The 11,028-nt window shown below is 71.8% G+C and carries 12 protein-coding genes; 10 read left to right on the top strand and 2 right to left on the bottom strand.

Annotation, left to right across the window (positions count from 1 at the left end):
- Nucleotides 1-4: 4 nt before the first annotated feature.
- Nucleotides 5-943: a TauD/TfdA family dioxygenase gene (locus tag ACFPM7_RS23650; protein WP_378249929.1), complete on the bottom strand. Its 939-nt coding sequence runs from the start codon at nucleotides 941-943 to the stop codon at nucleotides 5-7.
- Nucleotides 944-990: 47 nt separating this feature from the next.
- Nucleotides 991-1,269, bottom strand: coding sequence for a LuxR C-terminal-related transcriptional regulator (locus ACFPM7_RS23645; protein ID WP_378249928.1), 279 nt, complete (start codon nucleotides 1,267-1,269; stop codon nucleotides 991-993).
- A gap of 265 nt (nucleotides 1,270-1,534) precedes the next feature.
- Between ACFPM7_RS23645 and ACFPM7_RS23640 the strand changes: the two genes are divergently transcribed.
- The 10 genes from ACFPM7_RS23640 (at nucleotide 1,535) to ACFPM7_RS23595 (ending at nucleotide 11,014) form a co-directional block, all read left to right on the top strand.
- Nucleotides 1,535-1,750 (top strand): hypothetical protein, encoded by a 216-nt coding sequence (locus ACFPM7_RS23640; RefSeq protein ID WP_378249927.1) that lies wholly within the window; start codon nucleotides 1,535-1,537, stop codon nucleotides 1,748-1,750.
- Between the two features lie 23 nt (nucleotides 1,751-1,773).
- Nucleotides 1,774-1,974 (top strand): hypothetical protein, encoded by a 201-nt coding sequence (locus ACFPM7_RS23635; protein WP_378249926.1) that lies wholly within the window; start codon nucleotides 1,774-1,776, stop codon nucleotides 1,972-1,974.
- 59 nt (nucleotides 1,975-2,033) lie between these two features.
- Nucleotides 2,034-3,032: an MvdC/MvdD family ATP grasp protein gene (locus tag ACFPM7_RS23630; protein ID WP_378249925.1), complete on the top strand. Its 999-nt coding sequence runs from the start codon at nucleotides 2,034-2,036 to the stop codon at nucleotides 3,030-3,032.
- The gene (locus ACFPM7_RS23625) at nucleotides 3,025-4,830 is read left to right on the top strand and encodes an ABC transporter ATP-binding protein (protein ID WP_378249924.1); all 1,806 of its coding nucleotides are present in this window, start codon (nucleotides 3,025-3,027) and stop codon (nucleotides 4,828-4,830) included. The genes ACFPM7_RS23630 and ACFPM7_RS23625 overlap by 8 nt, the downstream gene beginning before the upstream one ends.
- On the top strand, nucleotides 4,827-5,699 hold the full coding sequence (locus ACFPM7_RS23620) for an SDH family Clp fold serine proteinase (RefSeq protein WP_378249923.1): 873 nt from the start codon (nucleotides 4,827-4,829) through the stop codon (nucleotides 5,697-5,699). Before ACFPM7_RS23625 ends, ACFPM7_RS23620 begins: the two co-directional genes overlap by 4 nt.
- A complete protein-coding gene (locus ACFPM7_RS23615; protein WP_378249922.1) occupies nucleotides 5,699-6,637 on the top strand; it encodes a peroxiredoxin family protein in 939 nt (312 codons plus the stop codon). Before ACFPM7_RS23620 ends, ACFPM7_RS23615 begins: the two co-directional genes overlap by 1 nt.
- A gap of 23 nt (nucleotides 6,638-6,660) precedes the next feature.
- Nucleotides 6,661-7,224, top strand: coding sequence for a TetR/AcrR family transcriptional regulator (locus ACFPM7_RS23610; RefSeq protein ID WP_378249921.1), 564 nt, complete (start codon nucleotides 6,661-6,663; stop codon nucleotides 7,222-7,224).
- A 39-nt stretch (nucleotides 7,225-7,263) separates the two neighbouring features.
- Nucleotides 7,264-8,097, top strand: coding sequence for an oxidoreductase (locus ACFPM7_RS23605; protein ID WP_378249920.1), 834 nt, complete (start codon nucleotides 7,264-7,266; stop codon nucleotides 8,095-8,097).
- A gap of 507 nt (nucleotides 8,098-8,604) precedes the next feature.
- On the top strand, nucleotides 8,605-9,720 hold the full coding sequence (locus ACFPM7_RS23600) for a PucR family transcriptional regulator (RefSeq protein WP_378249919.1): 1,116 nt from the start codon (nucleotides 8,605-8,607) through the stop codon (nucleotides 9,718-9,720).
- 322 nt (nucleotides 9,721-10,042) lie between these two features.
- Nucleotides 10,043-11,014 carry a LacI family DNA-binding transcriptional regulator gene (locus tag ACFPM7_RS23595; protein ID WP_378249918.1) on the top strand — a complete coding sequence of 324 codons (972 nt, stop codon included), beginning with the start codon at nucleotides 10,043-10,045 and terminating at the stop codon, nucleotides 11,012-11,014.
- Nucleotides 11,015-11,028: the final 14 nt, after the last annotated feature.

Below are 11,028 nucleotides of genomic sequence, written 5' to 3'. Positions count from 1 at the left end.
GCCATCAGCGGGCCGCCGGCCGGTCGTTCACAGTGGCTTTCGGCCCCATGGCCACGAGCAGCTCGCGGGGCCCGGAGTACGGGTTGCGGGCATGGGCCACGTTGAGGTTGTCGACGATCAGCACGTCACCCGGCCGCCACGGCGTCGCGCGCTCGTGCCGGGCGTAGGACCGCAGGATCGTGGACATCGTGGCGTCGCTGATGGGGCTGCCGTCTCCGAACGTGCAGTCCCTCGGCGGAGAGTCCCCGAAGAGCGTGCGCATCGACTGCCGCACCGGCGTGGGCAGGCAGCTGGGGTGCCAGTGCTGCGCCTGGTTGACCCACGACCAGACACCGCGGGAGGCGTCGAAGTGCGCGGCAGGCCGGGTGGCCGAGGTCTGCGGGACGTCGCCGTCCCAGGTCAGGTCGATGTCCTGGTCGGCGCAGATCGCGGCTACTCGATCACGGTCGTCCGTGCCGAAGATCTGCGGCCAGGACCGGCCGAGACCGGGGTGGAAGCGACGGACGTAGCGCACGCCGTGGCGCGTGAAGCGCTCGACCAGGTCGTCGGGCAGGTCGGCGTAGACGTCGGAGCCGAGGACCACCGGGGTCTCGCCACCCTGCTCAGCCGGAACCAGGCACCCGAAGGCGATGGCGCCCGGGGGTTGCCGGTCGAAGGAGTTCTCGTTGTGCCACAGGAGCTTCTGAGTCCGGTCGAACTCGACCGGAGAGAACACGCCGTCCGTTCCCCCCGACGCCCTCGGGTGCTCGCCGAGGTCAGCGGTCAACGGCCCGATGACCAGCTCGGCGAGCTCGGCGAAGGCCACCGGGTCATCGATCCCCGTGTCGGTGACCAGCACAGCCTTCGCCACCTGCAACCGCGACCGCAGGTGATCGGGGTCGAGGTGGTCCCGCCACGATCCGCGCAGCGAGAGGTCGGTCGGAAACTTCGTCCCGGTGAGCATTGCCACCTCGTCGAGTCGTCGGGTCGTCGGGAGGGGAGGGTCGGGGCTCACGCCGCCGTCAGCTCGGGTGGCCACACCCCGACGACGAGAAGGCCTTCGTGGTAGGCGCGAGCCACGATCGATGCCCGGTTGGAGGCGCGGAGCGCACCACGCAGTGACATGACGTGGTAGTCGAGAGCCGTCCTGGAGAGGAACAGCTCTCGGCAGATCTCCTTCGAACTCCGGCCGGAAGCGATCAACTCCAGCACCCGCCCGCGGACTCCGCTGAGCCGGGTGACGTGCGCGGACACCGCTGCCCGCACCGGAGCGGTCGGGCTGCCGGTCATGTCAATCCTTGGCACGACCGCATTGTTGAACGTGACGGAGGACCCTGTCGTCTGGCATGTGCCATACGCGGTCCTGCCGGGTGCCATACACGCCGGTGCTCGGCACGCTCGGAGGGCGTCGCGCCCAGAACCCACCGTTGCCCAGGTGCGCAAAGATCACCCGCGAGGATTGCCCGAAGGTGTGTTCTTCCTTCCCCGCGACGAATCCAAGGTCAGGGTCAGGGCTGTCGGCCGACGGCCTCAACGACGAGATCCTGGGAGCGCCATGACGAACCTGTTCCCCTTCGCCACGGCCCGGCAGCTGAGCCCCGAGGAGCTGGCGGCCACCGCCCCCGAGTCCGGTGCTCAGGTCGCGGGCGCCTACGACCCGACCACCCAGACGTGGGTGGGCGGCTCGGCGGTCACCGCGGGCCCGTGCTCGTTCACCAACTTCTACCCGTACACCACCATCACCCGCGGCGACTACTGGACCCAGTGCTGATCGCGGAGCCGAGGAGGAATCCCGTGTCGAACCTGTTCGCCTTCGCCACCGCCCGGGAGCTGAGCCCCGAGGAGCTGGCCGTCACCTCACCGGACACCGGCGCCTACGAACCCGCCAGCCAGACCTGGGTGGGCGGTGCGGCCGTGTCGGCCGTGCCGTGCACGGTGACGAACTTCTACCCCTACAACCTCACCACCATCGGGGACTACTGGACCCGGTGCTGACGCGGCGCGGTGCGGCGGGCCCACGCCCGCCGCACCGCCCCTTCCCGAGGACGGACACGATGATCATCGTCTTCACTTCCCAGCGGGACACCCACTCCGATGTGGTCGTCAGCAGGCTCACGGCGGCAGGCGCCGACGTGGTGCGGGTGAACACCGAGGAACTGCCTGGGGAAGCGGACTTCCGGTTGCGGCTCGGGGGCTCGGGCTGGAGCGGCGAGGTCGCCCTGCGGCTCGGTGGGCGCCGGGTCGAGCCGGAGCGGGTGCGGTCGGTCTGGGTGCGCAGGCCGAGCAAGTGGGGGCCGTCGCCGAGGCTGCTGCCGTGGGAAGCGGCGTTCGCGACGGCGGAGACGCGCGACGCGGTCCTCGGGCTGTGGAGTTCGATGCCCTGCCTCTGGATGAGCAGGCCGGGGGACATCGAGGCCGCGTCGTGGAAGGTCGAGCAGCTCAGCCGCGCAGGCGCCGCGGGCTTCGCCGTGCCGAAGACCCTGGTGACCACCGATCCCGACGAGCTGCGGCGCTTCTACGACGAGTGCGCGGGAGCGGTCGTGGTCAAGACGTTCACCGGCGGCGCGAGCGCCCAGGCAGCCGCCGCGGCCGATCCCGGCCGCGACATCCCGCACGTCGGGTTGAGCACGACCCTGGTGACGCCCGAGGTCCTGGCCCGCGCCGACCTGCTGCGCCACTCCCCCGTGCTCGTGCAGCAACAGGTGCCCAAACGGGTGGACCTGCGGGTGACGGTCGTCGGCGAGGAGGTGTACACCGCCGAGATCCACTCCCAGGAGCTCGCCGCCACCCGGGTGGACTGCAGGCGCTTCGACCTGCCCGTGCGGTACGCGGCGGCGACGCTGCCCGACGAGGTCGCCGAGCGGTGCGTGCGCTTCGTCCGCGGTTACGGCTTGGAGTTCGGCGCGCTGGACATGGTCGAGACGCCCGAGGGCGACCACGTCTTCTTGGAGAACAACCCCGTGGGCCAGTTCCTGCACGTCGAGCAGCGCGCCCCCGAGTTGCGCATCACCGACGCGGTGGTCAGCAGGCTCATGCGCGGCGCGCATGGGTGAGCGGCGATCGCGACCGCTCAGGGTGCTGCGCCTCATCGTCGCGGCCGCGCCGGGGCTGTGCACGGCGCTGACGGTGGTGACGGTCCTGCGCGGACTGGTCCCGGTCGTGGAGATCCTGGTCGCGGCCGAACTCGTGGAACTGCTGGTCGCGGCCGCGACGGGTGAGCGACCGGGAACCTCGGTGCTCTGGCCGCTGGTGGTGCTCCTTGTGGTCGAGGCGGTCGCGGCGGTGCTCGACCAGGCCGCGGTCGGGCTCCGGGAGCTCTTCGAGACACGCGCGGCCAATCACATCGCGGTGCTGGTCGCCGCGCAGGCCGCCCGGTTGGACCTGGCGGCGTTCGAGACCCCGGAGCTGCACGACGAGATGCGCAGGGCCCGCGAGGCGTCGGCCCGGTCGGCGTTGGTGGTGCAACAGCTGTCGGCCGGCATCAGCTTGGCGGTGACCTCCACGTCACTGGCCTGGGTCCTGCTGGGCTGGCACTGGTGGGTGATGCCGCTGACGGTGACCGTGGCCGCGGCGTCGCTGGCGGTGCAGGGCCGCGTCCAGCGCACCTCCTACCAGCTGGACCAGCAGCAGACCCCTCGCCAGCGACGCGCCGAGTACCTGGCCTCCCTCCTCACCGACCGCGCCGCGGCCAAGGAGATCCGCCTGTTCGGGCTCGGCGACCTGCTGCTGGGCAAGTTGCGCGGCATCGTGGTCGACCTGCAGCGGGAGCAACGAACCCTGGTGGTTCGCCGCTCCGCGAGGGCCGCGGTGCTGGAGTGCGGCCTCGCGCTCGCCCAGCCCGCCCTGATCGGGTTGGCCGTGGTGGAGGCGCTTCGCGGGGACATCACCATCGCTCAATGGACGCTGTTCACCCAGGCGGTCAGGCAGCTGCACGACAGCTCGGGGAACCTGGCGCAGGTGGCCGTGCTGGTGTACCGGGGCGGCCTGCACGCGGGGGACGTGCTGTCACTGCTGGCCAGGGAGCCGCTGGTGGAGGCTCCCCGACCGGGCTGCGCGCGGGTCGGCGAGCGGCCGGTGCTGGAGCTGCGCGGTGTCGGGTTCACCTACCCCGGCGCCGCCTCACCCGCGGTGAGCGCGGTGGACCTGGTCATCGCACCGGGCCGGACGACCGCGGTGGTGGGGCACAACGGTGCGGGGAAGAGCACCTTGGTCAAGCTGATGACCGGCCTGTACAGACCGACCGAGGGACAGGTCCTGCTCGACGGCGTCGACCTCGCCGAGCTGGACCCGGCCGCGGTGCGGCGCAGGCTCAGCGGGGTGTTCCAGGACTTCGCCGTGTTCGACCTGACCATCCGGGAGAACATCGCGGTCGGCGACGTGGACGCCGGGGACGATGCGGTGGTGGCCGCCGCGCTGCGCAGCGGGCTGCACGAGAAGGTGGTGGCCCGTCTGCCCTCGGGGTATGACACGCTGCTGGGCCGCTCGTTCGCGGGTGGCCACGAGCTGTCAGGTGGTCAGCGCCAACTGCTGGCCGTCACCCGCGGGTTGCTGCGCGACAGCCCGATCCTGTTGCTGGACGAACCGTCCTCCGCGCTCGACGCCGAGAGCGAGCGCCACTTCTTCCAGACAGTCCTGGCCGCTCGTTGCGGCTCACGGTCCACCGTGTTCATCAGCCACCGGATGACCACTGTCCGCCAAGCCGATGAAGTGGTGCTGCTCGACGGCGGTCGGATCGCCGAGCGCGGCACCCACGACGACCTCATGCGGTGCGCGGGCCGGTACCGCGCGCTCTTCGACCTCCACTCCGCGCCATACCGGCAGGTGCGGGCGGAAGGGGTTGGGCTGTCGTGACCCGGGATCGGGGCGGTGCGCTCTCGACCGGCGCCATCGCCGAGTGGGAGCGTCTGCGCGGCAGGCCCGCGGTGGTCGTCGCGGTCCACTCCCTTGACCAGGGCGTCGTCGGCGTGTTGGCCCGGCGCCTGCGAGCGTTGGGCCGGGTGCCCGCGGTGGACCTGATCGTGCAGACCTTCGGCGGTCACGTCGACGCGGCGCGGCGGATCGCGCTGCTCGTGCGTGAACACGCCGACGACGTGACGGCCGTCGTCGTGGACCGTGCGCGGTCGGCAGGCACCCTGCTGTGCTTGGCCGCCGACCGCCTGGCGCTCGGCCCCGCAGCGAGCCTGGGACCGCTCGACCCACACCTCGCCCGGCTGGACGGGAGCCAGGGCCCGGCTCAGGTGTCGACGGCGGACGTGCGCGCGCTGGCGCAGGCCGCAGCCGACTGGTTCGACCTGACCGACGCCGCGGAGCGCGCCTTCGCGCTGCTGGGCCAGCGGGTGTTCCCCGGGACCCTGGGGGCGCTGCTGCGCGCCGAGCGGCACGTGCTGTCCATCGCCGAGGACCTCGCCGCGCGGCAGGTGCCCGATGCAGGCGCTCGCTCCCGGCTGGCCGAGCGCCTGGTGTCCGGGTACCACAGCCACGACCACGACATCACCAGGTCGGAAGCCCGCGAGCTGGGGCTGGCCGTGGCGGAGCTGACCGACGGCGAGGACGAGCAGGCGTGGCGCTTGATCGGGGACGCCGAACCCGACCTGCGCCCGAGGCAGGATGAGGCCGTGACGGTCGGATTGGTGGCGGCGGGAGGCACCGCGGCGTGGCACCGCTGCCTGCCCCCCGCACCGGACCGGCCTGCCGCCGCACAGTGGTGGGAGGAGGCGTGATGGCCGACGTGGAGCTGTTCTGCCGAGTGCTGCTGGCCGCTGTCTTCACGGCCTCGGCGCTCGGGAAGGCACGCGACCCGCGCGGGTTCGCCCGCTACCTGGGACTGATCGGTTTCCCCATCCGCGTGCGCTCCGTCGCGGTGGTGGCGGTAGTGGTCGGTGAGCTGGTCACGGCGGCGGGGTTGGCGGTGGGCGTCCGGGTCGCCTATCTGTCGGCGGCGGTGTTGACCGTGCTGTTCAGCGGCGGTCTGGTGGTGGCGATGCGGGGCAGGGCGACGGTGTGCCACTGCTTCGGCCCCGGCCGGGAACCTGTGTCCGGACGCCACTTGGCGCGCAATGCCGTCTTGGTGGTCGCCGCGATCGCGGGCTGGTCCCTGGCCGGGTTTCCCGGAGATCCGGCGCACCCCGTGATCGCGGTCGCGGCGGGGTTGGCGGCCTGCGGGTTGGCGGTGGTGCTGCCCGAACTCGGTGCGGCCGGGACGGTGCTCCCCCGCGGGCGGCGTGCACCGTCCTTCACCGCCGCCACGCTCGACGGCGGCACTTTCGCCATCGACGACCACCGGCGCACGGCCGTGGTCCTGGTCTTCCTCTCGCCCGGCTGCGCCTCGTGCGACCGCCAACTGCCCAGGGTCCTGCAGGTCCGGCAAGTCCTGGCGAACTCCGGCGTGCTGGTGCTCCCGGTGTTCTTCGACGACGCCCACGACTCCCGTGCCGAGATCTCCGCCTACGCCGCGGCCAACGACGTCCCGGACCAGTCGCTCGTCGCCGACGCGGACTCCCCCCTCGCGGGCACCTACAACCCGAAGCGGCGCACACCCTTCTACTACGTGATCGACAGCGGGTCGATCAGCGGCAGCGGAGTGGTGGGCGGTGCCGACTGGAGCGCCGACCTCCGCGCCCTGCTGGCCGAACGCCCCACCCGCCCGTTGACACACTGACATCTGGGTCATAGATTGTCATCATGTCAGTTCGAGAGGCCGTCGCCGGTGACGTGGTGCTCGCGGCGGGGTTCGACGCGTTCACCCGCCACGGGTTCACGCGCACGACGATGGCCGACATCGCCGAACGGGCAGGGATGTCGCGCCCCGCGCTGTACCTGCGGGTTCGGAACAAGGAAGAGGTCCTGCGCGCGGTCGGCGCGGCCCTGCTGGCGGACTCGCTGGAGCGGGCCCGGAGCGCGGCCGACGGGCACGCCGAGCCCGCGGCGCGCGCCATGGCGGTGCTGGAGGCCAAGCTCGGCCTGACGTTGGGCCTGGCCGAACGGTCCGAGCACGCCGTGGAACTGCTGGCGCACTACGCCCGCGTGGCCCGGGAGGACTCCTCGTCCTACACCGAAGAGATCGAACGACTCACCGCCGCGGCGCTGAGGAGCGGCGGCGCCGAGCCGCAGCGGTGCGCGGACTTGGCGGCGGCGCTGGTCCGCGCCGTCCAGGGCCTGGAGCGGGACCTGGAGGACGCCGCGCGAGCGCGACACCTGCTCCACGTGCTGGTCGAGGCGAGCACGCTCGGCCTGTCCCGCCAGTAGCGCCCACCACCTGCTCACCCGTCGTCTGAAGGAGCACCCATGTCCGCTCTGGGCCCGGTATTGATCACCGGGTGTTCGTCCGGCATCGGCCACGCGACCGCCCTGCGCCTGGTGCGATCCGGGCACACCGTCTACGCCACCGCGCGCCGCGCGTCCGCGCTGGCCGAACTCGCCACGGCGGGAGCGACCGTGCGCGAGCTCGACATCACCGACGAGGTGTCCATGAAGGGCGTGGTCGAAGACATGATCACGCAGCACGGCCGCGTCGGCGCGGTGGTCAACAACGCGGGCTACGGCGCCTACGGCGCGGTCGAAGACGTTCCCCTGCAAGCGATGCGCGCGCAGTTCGAAACCAACGTGTTCGGCGCCGCCCGGTTGATCCAGCTCGCCCTCCCCTCGATGCGCGAGGCGGGCCAAGGGCGGATCGTCAACCTCTCTTCCATGGGCGGTCGGCTCACCTTCCCTTTCGGCGGCTACTACCACGCGTCAAAACACGCGGTCGAAGCGTTGTCCGACGCGCTGCGCTTCGAGGTCAAGCCCTTCGGCGTCCGGGTCTCGATCGTCGAGCCCGGCCTGATCACCACCAGGTTCGGCGAAACGGCGGCGGACACCATGACCGCAGCCACCCCCGCCGGTTCGGCGTACGCCGCGACCACGGCGAAGGTCGAAGCGGCGATGGGCCGTTCCTACGGCAACCGCTTGATGACCGCGGGCCCGGACGCGGTGGCCAAAGCCGTCGAGCACGCCCTCACCGCCCGACGACCGAAGAGCCGCTACGTCGTCACCCCGGCCGCCCGCGGCCTCATCACCGTGCGGGCCGCGGTTCCGGGCAAGGCGTGGGACCGGGTGGTCGGCAGCCTGTTCGGCATCTGACCCCGCCCTTCCGCACCGGTTCTCAGTCGGACGCACCACCTTCGCAGCAGGGCGCCCCAGATCGGCCCGCTGCGCGGAGCGTCCCGATCTCGCCGTCACCGGCCCGCACCGCCGATTCGCGAACAGCGCGCAGCCGTCCAGGCAAGCACCCTCGCCGAGGCGGCGCACAACTTGGTGCTGGGGAAGACGCCGTGGAGCAACGAGCCCCGGGATCTCATGTGGACGAAACCAGCCGTTCACCCACCGGGTCCGGGGAAGCAAGTGCACAGTCCTGGTGTGCGTATGCACACCAAGTGCGGACGAGCGGTCCGCGACACCGGACACCTCTCGCGCAGAGTGAGGGAGAGGTCGCGATGGGCGGCCGCCCATCGCGGGTCCGCAGGCACCCGGATGGCTCCAGGGGTGAAAGCGAGCTGATCGACGATGCCGTCAGCGCACCAAGAGATCAGAACCGCGGGAGTCGACAGGTCGCTCTACACCAAGCTCCGTTCGCAGGTTCCGGCGATCGTGGACGAAGTGCTCGCGAAGAGCACGGCGGAAGCCGAACGGCGCGGGATAGCGTCCCCCATCCCACTCGCCCGCTTCCACGAGCATCTGGTCTTGGCGAACCGGATACGGCTGGAGCGCTCGGCTGAGCAGAAGCCCTACCAAGCCTCCGACCTGGAGCCCTACGGGGCCTTCTACGCAGGCCTCGCCGACGGCGGCCTCCCGCTGACGGACCTCCTCACCTGCGGCAGGCTGTGCGTCGCAGCGGCGGCAAGTCTGTACTGGGCGCGCACCGAGCCGGAGGAGTACGGCCAGATGACCGCGCTGTCGGCGTGGATGGCCGAGAACTCCGGCGCGCTGTTCGACCAGGCGGTGCGCACCTACGCGTCCCGGGTTGACCCCGCTCAACGCCTGGCGATGGAGCGCAGGCTCTTGGCGGACGCCCTGCTGACGGGCGATGAGGTCGACACCGTCGCGGCCTCGCTGCACCAGTCGGCGCCCTCGCGATTGGCGGTGTGCGTGTCCTCGGGCGGAGCACGCACCCAGTGGCCACCCCGATTGCTGCCACACGGCTGCTTGGCCACCCGCCGGGGCGAAGACCAGGTGCTCCTCGTGCCAGCGGCCCACGACGAGGACGTGGGCACGCTGCTGGGTCGGGTGGACGAGGTGACCGCGGCACTGGACCTGCCCGGTCGGGCACGCGCCATCGGAGTGGCCGTGGCGGCCCACCGCGCCGACGTCCCGCGCGCCTACGCCGAAGCATCCAGGACGTGCTCGCTCGCGGCCGCGCACACCCTGAGCAGGAAACCCTTCTACACCGCCGAGGACGTGCTTGTCCTCGACGGGGTGCTGAGCGCACCCCGAGCCCAGGCCCGCCTCGCCCGGGTGCTCGACCCGCTGCACGGTCACCCGGACCTGGTCGACTCCCTGCTCGCCCTGTACCGCAACGACCTGGACCGGACCCGGACCGCGGCCGAGCTGTTCATCGCCCGTCGGACGCTGACCTACCGGCTGGACAAGATCCGCACTCTGACCGGGCTGGACCCGACGAGCACCTGCGGCATAGTCGCGCTGAGCACCGCGCTGACAGTCGCGCAGCTCGCCCGCGACGAGGAGCGCTACCCGTCGATCGCGTGAGTTCGGCTCGGGTGAGGAGCGGCGCGCGCGGTACGGGCCCCTGCAACGCAGGCACCTGGGACATCAACACCCTCACCGGCGAGCCTGGGCACAGCTCCTCGTCGGACTGCACCTCTCCCGTTCTGTCGGTGGTCGCCGCCTTGGCCGAGGGATTCGCCGCGACGCGCCCCGCGGACAGAAGAACTCCACGATCCCCGAGGCTCCGCACGAGCGTCGTCCACTCCGGTGCCGGGTTATGCTCACGAGCCGGTGACGGCAGTCCGAGGGGGAACGCGTGGGTGACGACGGGACACGTCCTGCCACGCGCGCGACCATCGAGGACGTGGCCAAGGCTGCGGGGGTGTCCCGGCAGACGGTCTCCCGGGCGCTCAACGACCTCGGTGAGATCAGCCCCGGCACCCGGGCCCGGGTCATGGACGCCGTCGCGGCGCTCGGCTACCGGCCGAACATGTTCGCCCGGGGCATGAAGACCCGGCGATCCGACGTGGTCGGCCTGGTGGTCTCCGACATCGCCAACCCCTTCTACCCGTCGGTGGCCCGGGGTGTGTTCGACGCCGCGCGTGAGCGGGGGTGGAACGTGGTCATCTACAACACCGACGCCGATCGGGATCGGGAGGCCGCCGCGCTGGTCGACCTCGTCGACCGGGGCGCGCAAGGCGCGGTCGGCTTCTTCTACGCACTACCGGAGGAGGAACTCGCCGGGTTCGCGGCGTCCCTGCCCCTGGTCGTGGCCGACCGCAGGCTCACCAACCCCGCGCTGTCGGTGGTCAGCGCGGACTTCGTCGGCGGCACCGAGACCGCGGTGGATTACCTGGTGAGCGGCGGTCACCGCGAGATCGGCATGCTCGACAGCGGCGTGGGCCTGGCGGTCGACGAGCGCCGCGACGCCTTCGTCGAGGCGATGGCCCGCCATGGCCTCGACGCGAGCGCGTCGGTGGTGGTCGGTTCCCCCGACCTCGCGGGCGGAGCCGCCGCGACCCGTGCGCTGCTGGCCGAGCGGCCCGGCACGACCGCCGTCTTCGGGTTCAACGACCTGATGGCACTGGGCGCGGTGCGCGCGCTCCGCGAGTTGGGGGTCGCCGTGCCCGGTGGGTGCGCCGTGATCGGCTTCGACGACCTGGAGTTCAGCCAGTACGCCGACCCGCCGCTGACGACGATCCATTCCGACAAGCACGAGCACGGCGTCCTCCTGGTGCGCACGCTCGACGACCTGCGCCCGGACGGGAAGGGCGGGGCAGCGGCTCCGATCCGCATCAGCATGCCGGTCCGCCTGGTTCGGCGGACCTCGGCATGACCTCGGCCTGAACT

The organism is Actinokineospora guangxiensis, assembly GCF_042657845.1.
Classification (GTDB): domain Bacteria; phylum Actinomycetota; class Actinomycetes; order Mycobacteriales; family Pseudonocardiaceae; genus Actinokineospora; species Actinokineospora guangxiensis.
The sequence above is the reverse complement of the archived record's forward strand: the minus strand, read 5'-3'. Positions and strand labels throughout refer to the sequence as shown.

Coding starts and splice junctions, on each gene's coding strand:
- ACFPM7_RS23605 (WP_378249920.1), top strand. CDS start 7,264: ATGTCCGCTCTGGGCCCGGTATTGATCACCGGGTGTTCGTCCGGCATC.
- ACFPM7_RS23645 (WP_378249928.1), bottom strand. CDS start 1,269: ATGACCGGCAGCCCGACCGCTCCGGTGCGGGCAGCGGTGTCCGCGCAC.
- ACFPM7_RS23650 (WP_378249929.1), bottom strand. CDS start 943: ATGCTCACCGGGACGAAGTTTCCGACCGACCTCTCGCTGCGCGGATCG.
- ACFPM7_RS23625 (WP_378249924.1), top strand. CDS start 3,025: ATGGGTGAGCGGCGATCGCGACCGCTCAGGGTGCTGCGCCTCATCGTC.
- ACFPM7_RS23640 (WP_378249927.1), top strand. CDS start 1,535: ATGACGAACCTGTTCCCCTTCGCCACGGCCCGGCAGCTGAGCCCCGAG.
- ACFPM7_RS23615 (WP_378249922.1), top strand. CDS start 5,699: ATGGCCGACGTGGAGCTGTTCTGCCGAGTGCTGCTGGCCGCTGTCTTC.
- ACFPM7_RS23630 (WP_378249925.1), top strand. CDS start 2,034: ATGATCATCGTCTTCACTTCCCAGCGGGACACCCACTCCGATGTGGTC.
- ACFPM7_RS23610 (WP_378249921.1), top strand. CDS start 6,661: ATGTCAGTTCGAGAGGCCGTCGCCGGTGACGTGGTGCTCGCGGCGGGG.